Raw genomic sequence first — 17,070 nt, 5'->3', positions numbered from 1 at the left:
CCGCCACCACCGCACCACCCCTCAAGGAGATACCCCATGGCACGACCGCATCAGCCCCTGCCGACCTGGGCGGACCCCGATGTGCCGGCCGAATCACTCGACCCGCAAGGGCTCTCGCGGCGCGGACTGCTGCGCAGCGCTGGCCTGTTCGGCGCTGCCTTCGCCGGCGGAGCGCTGCTCGCCCCGACCGCCGCGGAGGCCAACACCTCCGACCTCGGCGACCCGCACCTCGCCTACCTCGTCGGCGACCACCATGTGCACTCGGTCTACAGCCACGACGCGAAGTACACCTTCTCGCAACTGGCCCGGGCCGCCTCCGGATACGGTCTCGACTGGATGGTGTTCACCGAGCACAGCAACTTCGGCCATGCCAGGGCCGGCGGCGCCGAGGCCGAACACCGCGAGATCGTCCAGGCCCGCCGCGACAACCGGCGCACGCTGATCTTCCAGGGCCTGGAGTGGTACATCCCCGGCGCCGAGCACTGCACCGTCTTCTCGCCGCCCGGACGCCACGAGGTCGACCTGCTGAAGCGCTTCGAAGAGGCGTACGACGGCAAGCTCCTCGGCTACACCGCGGGCGCCCCCGGCCACCCCGACACCCCGCGCAACGAGGCCCACGCCGTCAAGGCCCTCAAGTGGCTCGACCAGCAGCGCCGCTGCGGCTATGTCGACGATGTCCTCGTTCTCGCCAACCACCCGCTGCGCCTGGGCATCGACTCGCCCCACGAGATGCGCGCCTGGCGCGACGCGGCCCCCGGGATCATGATCGGGATGGAGGGCGCGCCCGGCGCCCAGGCCGCCGCCATACCCGGCTGGCGCGGCGCGAACAGCCGCCGCGGGGAGTACGAGAACTCCCCGTCCGAGAACTCCTGGCCCGGCTATCCGCGCGAGGCCTATCTGACCTACGGCGGCTTCGACTGGGCGACCGCCACGGTCGGCGGCCTGTGGGACGCCCTGCTCGCCGAGGGCAAGCTGTTCTCGGTCACCTCCAACTCGGACGTGCACCGCGTCGCGTTCGACACCTGGAAGAACGGCGACTGGCTGCCCGGCCAGAACTTCGACAACACCGGCCGCCTCCCCGACCCGGTCAACACCGCCGAGCCGCAGCCCGGCAGCGACTTCTGGCCCGGCCAGTTCAGCCGCACACACGTCGGCGTGACCCGCTACGGCTACCGGCAGGTGATGGCCGGTCTGCGCGCGGGCCGCGTCTGGGTCGACCACGGCCAGCTCGTCGACGGCATCGAGGTGCGCGTGAACAAGGAGCACTGCGCCGGCCGAGGTGTCACGCTCGGCGGGCGCCTGCGGGTGCGCCGCGGGGAGAGGATCTTCCTCAATGTCACCGTCACCACCGCCTCGCGCCCCAACCACCACGGCGAAGTGCCGAACCTCGCGCACCTCGACGTGATCCGCGGAGCCGTGCGCGGTCCGGTCGCCGACCGCGACGCGTGGCGCGCACCCAACACCCGGGTCGTGCACACCGCCGACGTCGGCGGACGCAGGGGTCGCTACACCCTGCGCATCCCCCTGGGCAGGGTCGATGAGTCGTTCTACGTGCGGCTGCGGGGCAGCGACGGCAGGCGCAACGGTCCCGGACTGCTCGGCGCGTCGGTCGACCCGCACGGCCCCATCACGCACGAGCCGGGCAACGGCGACCCGTGGCTGGACACCTGGCTCTACACCAACCCGGTGTTCGTGGACGTCGTGCGCTGAGCGATCACGGACGGGCCCGGCCGGCGCAGGGGGCTTCCTCCCTGCCGGCCGGGCCTGTGTCCCGTGCGGCGGGGCTGCTCAGACCTCGGTGCTCAGGGCGATGCGCTGGTCGCCCGCGTACACGTTCATATTGGAGCCGCGCAGAAAGCCGATCAGGGTCAGACCCGTCTCGGCGGCCAGATCGACGGCGAGCGAGGACGGCGCGGACACTGCGGCCAGAACGGGAATGCCGGCCATCACGGCCTTCTGCACCAGCTCGAACGACACACGCCCCGACACCAGAAGGATCGCCCGGGACAGCGGAAGCCCGCCGTCCTGGAGCGCCCTGCCGACGAGTTTGTCGACGGCGTTGTGCCGGCCGACGTCCTCCCGGATGTCCAGCAGCTCGCCCTCTTCGGAGAAGAGCGCGGCCGCGTGCAGGCCCCCCGTCCGGTCGAACACCGGCTGCGCCGCCCGCAGCCGGTCGGGGAGATGGGCGAGCAGAGCGGGCTCGACCCGGACCGGGGGAGTGTCGGCGATCGGGAAGCGGGCGGTGGTGCGTACGGCGTCCAGGCTGGCCTTGCCGCACAGGCCGCAGGACGAGGTGGTGTAGACGTTGCGTTCGAGGGTGATGTCGGGGACGGGCACACCCGGCGCGAGCCGTACGTCCACCACGTTGTAGGTGTTGGAACCGTCGGCCGTGGCCCCCGCGCAGTACACGATCGACTGCAGCTCGTCCGCGGAGCCGAGCACGCCCTCGCTGACCAGGAAGCCCGCCGCGAGCGCGAAGTCGTCGCCCGGGGTGCGCATCGTGATCGCGAGCGGCTTGCCGTTGAGGCGTATCTCCAGAGGCTCCTCGGCGACCAGAGTGTCGGCACGGGACGAGACAGCGCCGTCCCTGACCCGGATGGTGCGGCGGCGCTCGGTGACCCGTCCCATGGCGATCAATTCCGATTCTGTACGTGGTGGAAGCCGAAGCGACCCTTAGGGTCTTTCGTACGAAAGACCTTGATACAGAGGCTCCCATGGGTCACCGGCCTGCCGTGCAGCGAGGTGACCTTGACGACCTCATTCTCCTGCACGTGCGGCGCCGACAACCGCGACTTCCACGGGGCGCTCTCCGTTCCGTCGAGTGACCGAGCGAGAGCGAAGGCGAAGGAGAGGGGATTCGTCGGCAGAATACTGTCCACAGTATGTCTTTGGGGCCCAAAGTCCGTGCGGTTCCCGAGGCACCCCTCGGGAAGCTACAGAATCCGGACCCGGAATCCTGTGGGATCACATGCCCTCGTACCGGGCGGTAGCCGCCAAGACTGGGTAATTCCACTGTCCGCACCCAAGGGGACCGCATATGACCGGCTCACGCATCGTCGCGCTCGGGCACTACCAGCCCGCCAAGGTGCTCACCAACGCCGATCTGGCGACCATGGTCGACACCAGCGACGAGTGGATCCGCAGCCGCGTCGGGATCGAGACCCGGCATGTGGCGGGACCCGACGAGCCGGTCGACGAGCTGGCCGCGCACGCCGGTGCGAAGGCGCTGGCCGCCGCCGGTCTCACGCCCGACGACATCGATCTCGTGCTGGTCGCCACCTCCACGGCCATCGACCGCTCCCCCAACATGGCGGCCCGGGTCGCGGCCCGCCTCGGCATGGGCTCTCCCGCCGTCATGGACCTGAACGTCGTCTGCGCGGGCTTCACGCACGCACTCGCCACGGCCGATCACACCGTACGGGCCGGAGCGGCCACCCGCGCCCTGGTCATCGGCGCCGACAAGATGGCCGGCGTCACCGACTGGTCCGACCGCACCACCTGCGTGCTCGTCGGCGACGGCGCGGGCGCCGCGGTCGTCGAGGCGGCCCGGACCGGCGACGACGGAGCGGTGGACCCCCGCGCGGAGGGGGCGATCGGCCCGGTGCTGTGGGGCTCGGTCCCCGAGATGGGTCATGCCGTACGGATCGAGGGCACCCCGCCCCGCTTCGCGCAGGAGGGCCAGTCCGTCTACCGCTGGGCCACCACGCAGCTCCCGCCCATCGCCCGCAAGGTCTGCGAGCGCGCGGGCGTCACGCCCGAGGATCTTGCCGCCGTGGTCCTGCACCAGGCGAATCTGCGGATCATCGAGCCCGTCGCCCAGAAGATCGGCGCGGTGAACGCCGTGATCGCCCGCGATGTGGTGCAGTCCGGCAACACCTCGGCCGCCTCCATCCCCATGGCGCTCTCCAAGCTGGTCGAGCGCGGCGAGATCGCGTCGGGAGACCCGGTGCTGCTCTTCGGCTTCGGCGGCAACCTCTCCTACGCGGGTCAGGTCATCCGCTGCCCCTGAGCCGGGCACACTGATCGGCATGGTGGCGAAGCGAAGCGCGGGACTGCTGCTGTTCCGCAGGCAGGGTACGGACACCGAGGTTCTCATCGGTCATATGGGCGGGCCGTTCTGGCACGGCCGCGACACCAGCGCGTGGTCGGTGCCCAAGGGGGAGTACACCCCTGACGAGGAGCCGATGGCCGCCGCGCGGCGGGAGTTCCTGGAGGAGCTGGGGCTCGAACCGCCCGACGGTGACTGGCAGCCGCTCGGCGATGCCCGACAGTCGAGCGGGAAGATCGTCACCATCTGGGCGCTGGAGGGCGACCTGGACACGGACCTGGTGGTGCCGGGCATGTTCACCATGGAGTGGCCCCTGCGATCGGGCCGTATGCAGGAGTTCCCCGAGATCGACCGAGCCGAGTGGTTCCCCGTCGACGAGGCGAGGCAGAAGCTGGTGACCGGGCAGCATGTCTTCCTCGACCGGCTGGAGGAACTCCTGGAGTCCGGCCGGAGGTGACATGGGTCCGGCGTGGCCGGATTGCGCTCGGTAGACTGTAGACGGTAGCCAGTCGTCGCTCGCCGCTGTAGGCGCGGAGGGGACCGTGATGGTGTCCGTAGGACTTCCACGGGGAACCGTACCCAAACTGGAACGCCCCGGTCCGCTGCGTGAGCGGGTCTACGACGCACTGCTGGAACTGATCACGACCCGCGCACTGCCTCCCGGCCAGCACCTGGTCGAGAGCGAACTCGCAGGCCACCTCGGAGTGTCGCGTCAGCCCGTGCGTGAGGCGCTGCAACGCCTCAGCACCGAGGGCTGGGTCGACCTCCGCCCGGCGCAGGGCGCGTTCGTCCATCAGCCGACGCAGGAGGAGGCGGACCAACTGCTCTCGGTCCGTACGCTCTTGGAAGCCGAGGCGGCCAGGCTCGCCGCCGCGAACTGCGGCCCCGCCGCAATCGCCGCGCTCGAAGAGCTCTGCGCGCAGGGCGAACAGGCCGTCGCCTCGGACGATGTGGACCTGGCGGTCGACATCAACGCCCGCTTCCATGCCAAGGTGATGGACCTGGCGGGCAACGGCGTGCTGGCCGAACTGGCGGCACAGGTGGACCGGCGGGTCCGCTGGTACTACACGCCGGTGGCGCGGCTGCGCGGGGACCAGTCGTGGACCGAGCACCGCGCGCTGATCGCGGCGATCTCGGACCGTGACGGGGTGCGCGCGACGGAGGTCATGCGGGCACACACGGAGCACACGCGGCGGACGTACCACCAACGCGACGACAGGTAACCCGGGCCCCTGCCCCGGGCCTTCGTGCCTCAAATCACCGGAGGGGCCCGGTGTGCCGGAGGGGCTCGGTGTGCCGGAGGGGCGGGGCGTATTCGGCCCGCCCGGCGATTGAGGACACCCTCCAAAGGCGGCCCGGGCACGGGGGCGGAGGCCCGTTCGGGGAGGCGTGGTCGGGGAACGGGCCCGCCGCAGGCGCCATGGCCCACCCACGCCCCGACCTTTGTCCCGACTGTGGAGAAAGTTGCGCCAGAACACCGCTCAAGTTCTTCCCAGTTGGGCAAAGCGCTGCTACGTTCCCCTCGAAAGCACGACGCCATGGCCGAAAAGGCGGGAGGGGCACGTGAGACGCATGACCGCTCGACCCGCGAACGCTCACCAGGCCCGGCTGCTCAGGCTGTTGCGTGACGGTGGGCCCAACTCCCGCGCCCAGCTCGGCGACGAGGTGGACCTGTCCCGCTCCAAGCTCGCCGTCGAGGTCGACCGGCTCCTCGAAACCGGTCTCGTGGTCGCCGACGGACTTGCCGCATCGCGCGGCGGCCGGCGCTCCCACAACATCCGGCTCGCCCCAGCCCTCCGCTTCCTCGGCGTCGACATCGGCGCAACCTCCGTCGACGTCGCCGTCACCAACGCCGAGCTCGAAGTGCTGGGCCACCTCAACCACCCCATGGACGTACGCGAGGGCCCTGTCGCCGTCTTCGAACAGGTGCTGTCGATGGCGGCCAAGCTCCGCGCGTCCGGACTCGCCGAAGGCTTCGACGGCGCGGGCATCGGCGTCCCCGGCCCGGTCCGTTTCCCCGAGGGCGTGCCGGTCGCACCGCCGATCATGCCCGGCTGGGACGGCTTCCCGGTCCGCGAGGCGCTCAGCCAGGACCTCGGCTGCCCTGTCATGGTCGACAATGACGTGAACCTGATGGCGATGGGGGAACAGCACGCGGGCGTCGCCCGCTCGGTGGGCGACTTCCTCTGCGTCAAGATCGGTACGGGCATCGGCTGCGGCATCGTCGTCGGCGGCGAGGTCTACCGCGGCACGACGGGCAGCGCCGGCGACATCGGCCACATCCAGGTCGAGCCGGACGGCCGGGCCTGCGCCTGCGGCAACAAGGGCTGCCTGGAAGCTCACTTCGGCGGCGCCGCGCTCGCCCGCGACGCCGAGGAAGCGGCCCGCACCGGCCTGTCGCAGGAGCTCGCCGCGCTATTGGAGGCGGGCGGCCGACTCACGGCCGTCGATGTCGCCGCTGCCGCCGCCGCGGGCGACGCCACCTCGCTCGCCCTCATCCGCGAGGGCGGCAACCGCGTCGGCCAGGTCATCGCCGGACTCGTCAGCTTCTTCAACCCCGGGCTCGTGGTGATCGGCGGCGGGGTGACCGGCCTCGGTCACACCCTGCTGGCGAGCATCCGCACCCAGGTCTACCGCCAGTCGCTTCCCCTCGCGACCGGCAATCTGCCCATCGTCCTGGGCGAGCTCGGACCGGCCGCCGGAGTGATCGGCGCGGCCCGGCTCATCAGCGACCACCTGTTCTCGCCGGCCTGATCCGCCAGGCCGGCGCGCACGCCCCGTACCGGCACGACCAGACGCACGCCCGTACCGGCACGACCCAGACGCACGACCAGTACCGCACGACCGTACGCACGACTCGTACAGGCACGCCCCGCACGCACGACCCGCACGTGTACCTGGAACCGCCCTGCCCGCTCACCGGCCGCACCCGCCGAGGGGATTCGTCATGGCACCAGAACCACCCCTGCTCACCATGTCCGGCATCACCAAGTCGTTCCCCGGCGTCCGCGCCCTCGACGGCGTGGACCTGGAGGTCCAGTCCGGCGAGGTCCACTGTCTCCTCGGCCAGAACGGCGCCGGCAAGTCCACGCTCATCAAGGTGCTCGCCGGGGCCCACCAGCCCGACGACGGAGAGATCACCTGGCGCGGAGACGCGGTCCGGCTGAAGTCGCCGATCGCCGCCATGCGGCTCGGCATCGCCACCATCTACCAGGAACTCGACCTTGTCGAAGGGCTCTCCGTCGCCGAGAACGTCTTCCTCGGACACGAGCCCGTCTCGGCCGGGTTCGTCGTACGCGGCAGGGAAGCGCGGTCCGCGACCGCTGCCCTCCTGGCCAGGCTCGGGCACCCCGAGATCGATCCCGGCCGCCAGGTCGGCGATCTGTCCGCGGCCCAGCAGCAGATCGTCTCGATGGCCCGCGCGCTCTCCCACGAGGTACGTCTCATCGTGATGGACGAGCCGTCCGCCGCCCTCGACCCCGACGAGGTCGACAATCTCTTCCGTATCGTCGGCGATCTGACCGCCGACGGGGTCGCCGTCGTCCACATCTCCCACCGCCTCGAAGAGATCCGGCGGATCGGGGACCGGGTGACCGTCCTCAAGGACGGCCGGGCGGTCGCGTTAGGCCTGCCCGCCCGGGATACGCCCACGCGTGACATCGTTGCCATGATGACCGGGCGTAACGTCGAGTACGTCTTCCCCGAGCGACCCGGTGCCACCCACGCCACCGGCCGGCAGCCGGTACTCACCGTCGAAGGGCTCGCCAGGGCGGGCGAGTTCGCACCCGTTGACCTGGAGCTTCGGCCCGGCGAGATCGTCGGACTCGCCGGACTCGTGGGCTCCGGCCGGTCCGAGATCCTGGAGACGGTCTACGGCGCCCGACGGCCCACCGCGGGACGGGTCCTCGTCGACGGAAGCCCGCTGCGGCCCGGCAGCGTACGCGCCGCCGTGCGGGCGGGAATCGGGCTCGCCCCCGAGGAGCGCAAGGCGCAGGGCCTGCTGATGCAGGAGTCGGTCACCCGCAATGTCTCCCTCTCCTGCCTCTCCCGCTTCTCCCGCGGCGGCTGGCTCGACCGCAAGGAGGAGCGCATCGCGGCCCAGCGGGCAACCAGGGAACTGTCCCTTCGCCCCGACAATCCCGACGCCCGGATCCGCACGCTCTCCGGAGGCAACCAGCAAAAGGCCGTGCTGGCCCGGTGGCTGTTGCGCGGCTGCCGGGTCCTGCTGCTCGACGAGCCCACGCGCGGTGTCGATGTCGGCGCCCGTGCCGAGCTGTATGCCGTGATCCGCCGGCTGGCCGACGAAGGCCTCGCCGTACTTCTCGTGTCGAGCGAGGTGCCCGAAGTCCTGGGCCTCGCCGACCGGGTGCTGGTGCTGCGCGAGGGCAGAGTCGTGCACACCGCCGACGCCAGGGAGCTCGACGAGCACCGCGTACTCGACCTTGTGATGGAAGGGAGCCAGACCACATGACGCAGCCAGCCTCTCCTGCGCAGCACGACGCACCGATATCTGCGGTGAAAACCGCTCCTGAGAAGGGGAGCCGGCACCAACCGCCGGGACTGCGCGTCGATGTCCGCAACCTCTCGCTGCTGGGCGTCCTCGCCGTTCTGATCGCGGTGGGCGGGATCACCAAGCCCGACGAGTTCCTCGCCATCAGCAATCTTCAGCTCGTCCTCACCCAGGCGTCGGTCATCGGTGTCGTCACGGTCGGCATGACCTTTGTGATCACGAGCGGCGGTATCGATCTGTCGGTCGGCGCGATCGTGGCCCTCGCCTCCGTCTGGGCGACGACGGTGGCGACACAGGAGTACGGATTCGCCGGCGTCCTGTTCACCGCCGTGATCGTCGGCCTGGGCTGCGGGCTCGTCAACGGTCTGCTCATCGCGTACGGCGGGATGGTGCCGTTCATCGCGACCCTGGCCATGCTCGCGGCGGCCCGTGGGCTCGCCCTGCAGATCACCGACGGCAAGACCCAGATCGTCACCGTGAAATCCGTGCTCGACCTCGGCGTCAAGGACGCCTACCTTCTCGGCATTCCGCCGCTGGTGCTGGTCTTCGCGGGTGTCACGGTCATCGGCTGGCTGCTGCTGAACCGCACCACCTTCGGGCGGCGGACCGTCGCCGTCGGCGGAAACGCGGAGGCGGCCCGGCTGGCCGGTATCGACGTGCGCCGCCAGCGGCTCTGTCTCTATCTCCTCTCCGGACTCTGCTGCGGTATCGCGGCCTTCATGCTGATCGTTCTGGCCGGTTCCGGACAGAACACCAACGGCAACCTCTACGAACTCGACGCCATCGCCGCGGCGATCATCGGCGGCACTCTGCTCAGCGGCGGCAGGGGCACCATCGTCGGCTCGGTGCTCGGTGTGCTCGTCTTCACCACGATCACCAATATCTTCGCCCTCAACAACCTGGAGAGCGCCGTCCAGCAGATCGCCAAGGGCGCGATCATCGTGGCCGCCGTCCTGGTGCAGCGGCGCACGCTGCGCGGCGGCGAGGCCTGACCCCGCCGCTCCCGGCCGCCGGCCCACCGCCTCACCCTCACGCTCCCCGCCCTCCCCACCCGACTGCACCGCCCAGCTGAAGGGTTGATCCGCCATGCCAGAAATCCCAGCCACCAGCCGCAGAGGACTGCTCTTCGGAACCGCCGCGGTCTCCGCCGGCGCTCTGCTGACGGCCTGCACCAGCAACGAACCCAAGAAGGCCGAGGCGGCCACCAACAACGCCCCGGCCGCCGACGACAAGCCGGGCAAGGCCGTCACCATCGGGTTCGCCGGGCCGCAGGCCGACCACGGCTGGCTCAACGCGATCAACGAGAACGCCAAGTCGCGCGCCAAGAAGTACTCAGAGGTGACCCTGGAGATCACCGAGGGCTCGAACGACACGGCCGCCCAGATCGGCCAGGTCCAGACGCTGATCAACAAGAAGGTCGACGTCCTGGTCATTCTTCCCGCCGACGGAAAGGCCCTGACCCAGGTCGGTCTGCAGGCCATGAAGGCGGGTATCCCCGTCATCAACCTGGACCGGATCTTCGCCTCCCCGCAGGCCTACCGCTGCTGGATCGGCGGCGACAACTACGGCATGGGTCTCAACGCCGGCAACTACATCGGCGAGCAGCTCAAGGACAAGCCGAACGCCAAGGTCGTCGAGCTCGCCGGGATGGACAACCTGGAGCTCACCAAGCAGCGCACCCAGGGCTTCGACGACGCCCTGAAAAACTATCCCAACATCAAGAAGGTCGCCCGCCAGGCGGCCGAGTTCACCGTCGAGTCCGGCCAGGCCAAGATGGCGCAACTCCTCCAGGCCCAGAGCCGGTTCGACGCGCTGTGGAACCACGACGACGACCAGGGCGTGGGTGCGCTGCGTGCCGTCGCGCAGGCGGGGCGGGGGGACTTCCTGATGGTCGGCGGCGCGGGCGCGAAGTCCGCGATGGACGCCATCAAGGCGGACAACAGCGTGCTCAAGGCGACCGTTCTCTATCCGCCGACCATGGCCGCATCCGCCATCGATCTCGCCCGTGCGCTGGGCCAGGGCAAGGGCGTCGGCGGACTGTCCGAGCTGGAGATCCCCGCCTCTCTCACGCTGTACTCCGCCGTCGTGACCAAGGACAACGTCGACGAGTACCTGCCCACCGGCTTCAGCTGACCGGCGCGCCCGCCCCGACTGAGCAACCCGACGAGGAGGAACCCGTATGGAACAGAGGGACAGTGAGGCCGCTCCGCCGACACTTGGCGTGGGCATGGTCGGATACGCGTTCATGGGTGCCGCCCACTCGCAGGGGTGGCGCACCGTCGGACGCGTCTTCGACCTGCCGCTGCGGCCGGTCCTCGCCGCGATCGGCGGCCGTGACGCCGCTGCCGTGCGGGCAGCGGCGGCCAAACACGGCTGGGCCGCGGCGGAGACCGACTGGCGCGACCTCGTGACCCGCGACGATGTGCAGCTGGTGGACATCTGCACCCCGGGGGACAGCCATGCGGAGATAGCCGTCGCGGCGTTGGAGGCGGGTAAGCACGTGCTGTGCGAGAAGCCGCTCGCCAACTCCGTCGCCGAGGCGGAGGTGATGGTCACCGCGGCCGAACGGGCCAGGGAGAGCGGCCGGCTGGCGATGGTCGGCTTCAACTACCGGCGGGTCCCCGCGATCGCGTACGCCCGCCGGCTGATCGCCGACGGCCGGCTCGGCACGTTGCGCCATGTGCGCTTCACCTATCTGCAGGACTGGCTGGTCGACCCGGACTTCCCGCTCACCTGGCGGCTCCGGCGCGAACATGCGGGGTCCGGGGCGCTCGGCGATCTCGGTGCGCACATCGTGGACCTCGCGCAGTTCCTGGCGGGGGAGCCGGTGGTGGGAGTCTCGGCCCTGTCCGAGACCTTCGTACGGGAGCGCCCGCTGCTCGCCGGAGCGGCGGCCGGTCTCACGGCGGCGGGAGGCCCTGGGCGCGGGGCCGTCACCGTCGACGACGCGGCCCTGTTCACGGGCCGGCTCGCGTCGGGCGCGCTCGCCTCCTTCGAGGCCACCCGGATGGCGTCGGGGCGCAAGAACGCCCTGCGGCTCGAAATCAACGGAGAACTGGGCTCGCTCGCCTTCGACCTGGAGCGGCTCAACGAACTCTCCTTCCACGACCACACCGAGCCCGCCTCCTCCTCCGGCTTCCGGCGGATCCTGGTCACAGAGGCGGAGCATCCGTATCTGGAGGCGTGGTGGCCGCCCGGCCACGCCCTCGGCTACGAGCACACCTTCGCCCACCAGGCCCGCGATCTGGTCGAGGCCATCGCCTCGGGCACCGATCCGGCGCCGTCGTTCGCGGACGGGCTCCAGGTGCAGCGGGTGCTCGCCGCGGTGGAGGCGAGCGCGGAGAGCAACGCCGTATACACGCCCGTCCAGACATCGGTCCAGACACCGATTCGGTCTTCGGACCAGGCGTCGGCACAGACATCGGTTCAGGCACAGGCTTAGGAGATCCCATGCCCCGCCCGTTCACACTCTTCACCGGCCAGTGGGCCGATCTGCCCCTGGAGGAGGTCTGCCGGCTCGCCCGCGACTTCGGCTACGACGGACTGGAACTCGCCTGCTGGGGCGACCACTTCGAGGTCGACAAGGCGCTCGCCGACCCCGCGTATCTCGACAGCAGGCACGCGCTCCTGGAGAAGTACGGCCTGAAATGCTGGGCGATCTCCAACCATCTGGTCGGTCAGGCGGTCTGCGACAGCATCATCGATGAACGCCATCAGGCGATCCTGCCCGCCCGGATCTGGGGAGACGGCGAGGGCGAGGGCGTACGGCGCAGGGCCGCCGCCGAGATCAAGGACACCGCGCGAGCGGCAGCAGCCTTCGGGGTGCGTACCGTCATCGGTTTCACGGGCTCCTCGATCTGGCATCTGGTCGCCATGTTCCCGCCGGCGCCTGAACGGATGATCGCGCGCGGGTACGAGGACTTCGCGGAACGCTGGAACCCGATCCTCGACGTCTTCGACGCGGAGGGCGTCCGCTTCGCCCACGAGGTGCACCCCAGCGAGATCGCGTACGACTACTGGACCACGCAGCGGGCCCTTCAGGCGGTCGGCAACCGGCCGGCCTTCGGGCTCAACTTCGACCCCAGCCACTTCGTCTGGCAGGACCTGGACCCGGTCGGCTTCCTGTACGACTTCCGGGAGCGGATCTACCACGTCGACTGCAAGGAGGCGCGCATGCGTCTCGACGGCCGCAACGGCCGTCTCGGGTCCCATCTGCCCTGGGGAGACCCGCGCCGGGGCTGGGACTTCGTCTCGGCCGGGCACGGTGACGTCCCCTGGGAGGACGTGTTCCGGATGCTGCGCTCGATCGGCTACGACGGTCCGGTCTCGGTGGAGTGGGAGGACGCCGGGATGGACCGGCTGGTGGGCGCACCGGAAGCGCTTGCCGATCTGAAACGGTTCGATTTCGATCCCCCCACCGCGTCGTTCGACGCCGCTTTCGGGGGCGGCGACTAGCGCTACGAGAGCCATTGACACAGGTCCGAGCCCGGCGGTCGATCCGCCGCCGGGCCGGTCCCGGCTGCTCGGGTTCGCCTTTGTCCTGCGGCGGGGAAAAGTTTAACTTCCCCATTGCACAAGGGCTTTCCGTCCTGGATGAACCCGACTACCGTCCCATGAGGTGTACAGGACATAGGTGGTCCCCGGTGTGACGGCGCACGCCGGTTCCACGCCCCGCCCGCCCGGCGATCGAGGGCCGCACGCCGGCCCCGCCGGGTCGACCCGGCCCCTACCGGAGGACACTCGTGCACAGGAAAAGGCACAGAGCCCGCAAGGCACTCGCACTCCTCACCGGCAGTCTTCTCGCCGCCACGTCGCTCGCGCTGACCGCGCCGGGGACCGCACTCGCCGCGGACCCCGAGCCGGCCGTGGCCGCCGAAGCGTTCCAGCAGGTCACCCTCGCCAAGGGCGGTGAGGAGACCGGCGAGCCCATGTCGCTGGCCGTACTGCCCGACCGCAGCGTGCTGCACACCTCCCGCAACGGCGAGCTGCGGATGACCGACAGCGCGGGCAACACCCGGGTCGTCGGCACCATCCCCGTCTACTCGCACGACGAGGAGGGTCTCCAAGGCATCGGGCTCGACCCCGGGTTCAGCCAGAACCGCTTCGTCTACCTCTACTACGCGCCCCCGCTGAACACGCCCGCGGGCGATGCGCCCAATAGTGGCACGCCCGCGGACTTCGCCAGGTTCGACGGGGTCAACCGGCTCTCGCGCTTCGTCCTGAAGGCCGACGGCACCCTCGACAACACCAGCGAGAAGAAGATCATCGACATTCCGGCGACCCGCGGCATCTGCTGCCACGTCGGCGGCGACATCGACTTCGACGCGCAGGGCAACCTCTATCTGTCGACCGGCGACGACTCCAACCCCTTCGCCTCCGACGGCTACACCCCGATCGACGAGAGACCCGGACGCAACCCCGCGTACGACGCGCGCCGCACCTCCGGCAACACCAACGACCTGCGCGGCAAGCTCCTGCGGATCAAGGTCGGCGAGGACGGCTCGTACTCCGTACCCGACGGCAACCTCTTCGCACCGGGCACCGACAAGACGCGGCCCGAGATCTACGCGATGGGCTTCCGCAACCCGTTCCGGTTCAGCGTCGACAAGAAGACCGGCATCGTCTACGTCGGCGACTACGGCCCCGACGCGGGCGCAGCCGATCCCAAGCGCGGTCCCGCAGGACAGGTCGAGTTCGCCCGCGTCACCAAGCCCGGGAACTTCGGCTGGCCGTTCTGCACCGGCAAGAACAACCCGTACGTCGACTACGACTTCGCGACCAAAACGTCCGGAGCCGCCTTCGACTGCGCGGCCCCCAAGAACGAATCGCCCTACAACACGGGACTGGTCGACCTCCCGCCCGCGCAACCGGCCTGGATCCCCTACGACGGGGGGTCCGTGCCCGAGTTCGGCACCGGCTCGGAGTCCCCGATGGGTGGACCCGTCTACCGCTACGACGCGGCCTCCACCTCCCCGGTGAAGTTCCCCGAGGCGTACGACGGCGACTTCTTCGCCGGTGAGTTCGGCCGCCGCTGGATCAAGCGGATCGAGCAGGGCGCGGACGGTGCGGTCCAGTCCATCAACCCCGTTCCGTGGACCGGCACCCAGATCATGGACATGGCCTTCGGACCCGACGGGGCGCTGTACGTACTCGACTACGGCACCGCCTGGTTCGGCGGTGACGAGAACACCGGCCTCTACCGGATCGAGAACGCCACCGGCGGTCGCTCCCCGGTCGCCGAGGCAGCCGCGAGCAAGACCTCCGGCAAGGCGCCGCTCCGGGTCGCCCTCTCCTCCGCCGGCACCTCCGACGCCGACGGGGACGCCCTCACCTACGCCTGGGACTTCGGCGACGGCGGCACATCCACCGAAGCCAACCCCACCCACATGTACAGGAAGAACGGCACCTACACGGCGACCGTCACCGCCAAGGACCCCACCGGCCGCACCGGTTCCGCCAGCGTGCATGTGGTGGTGGGCAACACCGCACCCAAGGTGACACTGGAACTCCCCGCCGAGGGCCGGCTGTTCTCCTTCGGCGACGAGATCCCCTTCAAGGTCACGGTCACCGACCCGGAGGACGGGACCATCGACTGCACCAAGGTGAAGGTGACCTACATACTCGGCCACGACAGCCACGGCCACCCCGTCACCTCCGCCAACGGCTGCACCGGCTCCATCAAGACCTCCGCCGACGGCGGCCACGACCCCAACGCCAATATCTTCGGGGTCTTCGACGCCGAGTACACCGACGGCGGGGGCGGCGGCCAGGCCGCGCTCACCAGCCACGACCATGCGCAGCTCCAGCCGCGCCACCGGCAGGCCGAGCACTTCACCGGCTCCACCGGGATCAAGATCTACGACAAGGCGAGCGCGAACGGCGGCAGGACCGTCGGCGACATCCACAACGGTGACTGGATCTCCTTCAAGCCGTACAATCTGACCGGGTCGACGAAGCTCACCGCACGGGTCTCCTCGGGCGGAGCGGGCGGATTCCTCGAAGTACGGACCGGATCGGCCGGCGGTCAGATCCTCGGTTCCGCGCCCGTGCCCGTCACCGGCAGCTGGGAGACCTTCCAGAACATCGACGTACCCCTGCGAGCCGTACCGAAGAAGACCACCGAACTCTTCCTGGTCTTCAAGGGCGGCACCGGAGCCCTTTACGACGTGGACGATTTCGAACTCTCCCACAGCGCACCCGACCGGACCGCCAAGCGCGTCCTCGTCTTCTCCAGGACCGCCGGGTTCCGCCACGACTCCATCCCGGCCGGTGTCGCGGCCCTGAAGGAACTCGGCAGGACCAGCGACATCACGGTCGACGCCACCGAGGAGGCCGCGCAGTTCACCACCAGCAACCTCGCCCGCTACGACGCCGTCGTGTTCCTGTCCACCACGGGTGACGTACTCAACGCCGACCAGCAGAAGGCGTTCGAGAACTACGTCGCCACCGGCGGCGGCTACATGGGTGTGCACGCCGCGGCCGACACCGAGTACGACTGGTCCTTCTACGGCGGGCTCGTCGGCGCCTACTTCCAGTCGCACCCGCAGATCCAGCCCGCGACCGTACGGGTCGAGGACCACACCCATCCGTCGACCGCGCACCTGGCCGACGCCTGGGAACGAACCGACGAGTGGTACAACTACCGCACCAACCCCCGTGAGCAGGCCCGCGTCCTCGCCACCCTCGACGAAACCACCTATCAGGGCGGCACGATGAAGGGCGACCACCCGATCGCCTGGTGCCAGACCTACGAGGGCGGCCGTGCCTTCTACACCGGCGGCGGCCACACCAACGAGTCGTACGCCGAACCGGCCTTCCGTCAGCACCTGCTCGGCGGACTGCGCTACGCGGCCGGACAGGTGGGCGCCGACTGCAAGCCGAACACGGGCTACCGGCCGATCTTCAACGGCAGGACCCTGGACGGCTGGAAGCAGGCCGGGCCCGGGAAGTTCACCGTCGCCGACGGCGAGCTTCGCACCGAGGGCGGCATGGGCATGCTCTGGTACCAGGCCAAGGAGCTGACGTCCTACTCCGTCACGCTCGACTGGAAGCTTGCCGGCGACGACAACTCGGGAGTCTTCGTGGGCTTCCCGGCCTCCGACGACCCCTGGTCGGCCGTGAACAACGGCTACGAGGTGCAGATCGACGCGACCGACGCACCCGAGCGCACCACCGGCTCGGTCTACGGCTTCCAGTCGGCCGACCTCAAGGCCCGCGACCGCGTCCTGCGACCGCCCGGCCAGTGGAACAGCTACGAGCTTAGGGTCCAGGGCGAACGCCTGCAGATCTTCCTCAACGGAGTGAAGATCAACGACTTCACCAACACCGACCCCGCCCGCAGCCTCAAGGACGGCTACATCGGCATCCAGAACCACGGCGCCGACGACCAGGTCTCCTTCCGCAACATCCAACTGAGGGAACTGCCCTCCTAGGCGCATCCCCTCCTAGACGACGGCGGGCGGGGAGGCGCCGTACCCCCCGCCCGCCGTCCTCCACCACACCGAACGGCAGG

General features: G+C 69.9%; 12 protein-coding genes. 11 read left to right on the top strand and 1 reads right to left on the bottom strand.

Annotated features, from left to right (window positions below; genetic code table 11):
• The first annotated feature begins 36 nt into the window (after window positions 1–36).
• Window positions 37–1,710: a PHP domain-containing protein gene (locus tag OG293_RS05490; RefSeq protein WP_405997627.1), complete on the top strand. Its 1,674-nt coding sequence runs from the start codon at window positions 37–39 to the stop codon at window positions 1,708–1,710.
• A gap of 78 nt (window positions 1,711–1,788) precedes the next feature.
• Here OG293_RS05490 and fdhD read toward each other — a convergent pair whose 3' ends face one another.
• A complete protein-coding gene (gene fdhD, locus OG293_RS05485) occupies window positions 1,789–2,628 on the bottom strand; it encodes a formate dehydrogenase accessory sulfurtransferase FdhD (protein ID WP_406003509.1) in 840 nt (279 codons plus the stop codon).
• 409 nt (window positions 2,629–3,037) lie between these two features.
• Here fdhD and OG293_RS05480 point away from each other — a divergent pair, with 409 nt between their 5' ends.
• The 10 genes from OG293_RS05480 (at window position 3,038) to OG293_RS05435 (ending at window position 16,990) form a co-directional block, all read left to right on the top strand.
• Window positions 3,038–4,009, top strand: a complete 972-nt coding sequence (locus tag OG293_RS05480; RefSeq protein ID WP_405997626.1) for a beta-ketoacyl-ACP synthase III — start codon at window positions 3,038–3,040, stop codon at window positions 4,007–4,009.
• A 19-nt stretch (window positions 4,010–4,028) separates the two neighbouring features.
• A complete protein-coding gene (locus OG293_RS05475) occupies window positions 4,029–4,505 on the top strand; it encodes an NUDIX domain-containing protein (RefSeq protein ID WP_405997625.1) in 477 nt (158 codons plus the stop codon).
• A gap of 88 nt (window positions 4,506–4,593) precedes the next feature.
• Window positions 4,594–5,271: a GntR family transcriptional regulator gene (locus OG293_RS05470; protein ID WP_406003508.1), complete on the top strand. Its 678-nt coding sequence runs from the start codon at window positions 4,594–4,596 to the stop codon at window positions 5,269–5,271.
• Between the two features lie 349 nt (window positions 5,272–5,620).
• On the top strand, window positions 5,621–6,802 hold the full coding sequence (locus tag OG293_RS05465) for an ROK family protein (protein WP_405997624.1): 1,182 nt from the start codon (window positions 5,621–5,623) through the stop codon (window positions 6,800–6,802).
• A gap of 193 nt (window positions 6,803–6,995) precedes the next feature.
• A complete protein-coding gene (locus tag OG293_RS05460; protein WP_405997623.1) occupies window positions 6,996–8,519 on the top strand; it encodes a sugar ABC transporter ATP-binding protein in 1,524 nt (507 codons plus the stop codon).
• Complete coding sequence (locus tag OG293_RS05455; RefSeq protein ID WP_405997622.1) at window positions 8,516–9,550, top strand: ABC transporter permease; 1,035 nt, start codon at window positions 8,516–8,518, stop codon at window positions 9,548–9,550. Before OG293_RS05460 ends, OG293_RS05455 begins: the two co-directional genes overlap by 4 nt.
• A 94-nt stretch (window positions 9,551–9,644) precedes the next feature.
• On the top strand, window positions 9,645–10,691 hold the full coding sequence (locus OG293_RS05450) for a substrate-binding domain-containing protein (RefSeq protein WP_405997621.1): 1,047 nt from the start codon (window positions 9,645–9,647) through the stop codon (window positions 10,689–10,691).
• 46 nt (window positions 10,692–10,737) lie between these two features.
• Window positions 10,738–12,000, top strand: coding sequence for a Gfo/Idh/MocA family protein (locus tag OG293_RS05445; RefSeq protein WP_405997620.1), 1,263 nt, complete (start codon window positions 10,738–10,740; stop codon window positions 11,998–12,000).
• A gap of 8 nt (window positions 12,001–12,008) precedes the next feature.
• The gene (locus tag OG293_RS05440; RefSeq protein ID WP_405997619.1) at window positions 12,009–13,013 is read left to right on the top strand and encodes a sugar phosphate isomerase/epimerase family protein; all 1,005 of its coding nucleotides are present in this window, start codon (window positions 12,009–12,011) and stop codon (window positions 13,011–13,013) included.
• Window positions 13,014–13,300: 287 nt separating this feature from the next.
• The gene (locus OG293_RS05435) at window positions 13,301–16,990 is read left to right on the top strand and encodes a ThuA domain-containing protein (RefSeq protein WP_405997618.1); all 3,690 of its coding nucleotides are present in this window, start codon (window positions 13,301–13,303) and stop codon (window positions 16,988–16,990) included.
• Window positions 16,991–17,070: the final 80 nt, after the last annotated feature.

Source organism: Streptomyces sp. NBC_00829 (assembly GCF_045161795.1).
Taxonomy (GTDB): domain Bacteria; phylum Actinomycetota; class Actinomycetes; order Streptomycetales; family Streptomycetaceae; genus Streptomyces.
This window is presented reverse-complemented; position numbering and strand designations above follow the sequence as displayed.

What these genes read in the sequence shown, in the direction of transcription:
- OG293_RS05490 (WP_405997627.1), top strand. Translation starts at nt 37, where the DNA reads ATGGCACGACCGCATCAGCCCCTGCCGACCTGGGCGGACCCCGATGTG.
- OG293_RS05450 (WP_405997621.1), top strand. Translation starts at nt 9,645, where the DNA reads ATGCCAGAAATCCCAGCCACCAGCCGCAGAGGACTGCTCTTCGGAACC.
- OG293_RS05440 (WP_405997619.1), top strand. Translation starts at nt 12,009, where the DNA reads ATGCCCCGCCCGTTCACACTCTTCACCGGCCAGTGGGCCGATCTGCCC.
- OG293_RS05475 (WP_405997625.1), top strand. Translation starts at nt 4,029, where the DNA reads ATGGTGGCGAAGCGAAGCGCGGGACTGCTGCTGTTCCGCAGGCAGGGT.
- OG293_RS05460 (WP_405997623.1), top strand. Translation starts at nt 6,996, where the DNA reads ATGGCACCAGAACCACCCCTGCTCACCATGTCCGGCATCACCAAGTCG.
- OG293_RS05445 (WP_405997620.1), top strand. Translation starts at nt 10,738, where the DNA reads ATGGAACAGAGGGACAGTGAGGCCGCTCCGCCGACACTTGGCGTGGGC.
- OG293_RS05465 (WP_405997624.1), top strand. Translation starts at nt 5,621, where the DNA reads ATGACCGCTCGACCCGCGAACGCTCACCAGGCCCGGCTGCTCAGGCTG.
- OG293_RS05455 (WP_405997622.1), top strand. Translation starts at nt 8,516, where the DNA reads ATGACGCAGCCAGCCTCTCCTGCGCAGCACGACGCACCGATATCTGCG.
- OG293_RS05480 (WP_405997626.1), top strand. Translation starts at nt 3,038, where the DNA reads ATGACCGGCTCACGCATCGTCGCGCTCGGGCACTACCAGCCCGCCAAG.
- fdhD (WP_406003509.1), bottom strand. Translation starts at nt 2,628, where the DNA reads ATGGGACGGGTCACCGAGCGCCGCCGCACCATCCGGGTCAGGGACGGC.
- OG293_RS05470 (WP_406003508.1), top strand. Translation starts at nt 4,594, where the DNA reads ATGGTGTCCGTAGGACTTCCACGGGGAACCGTACCCAAACTGGAACGC.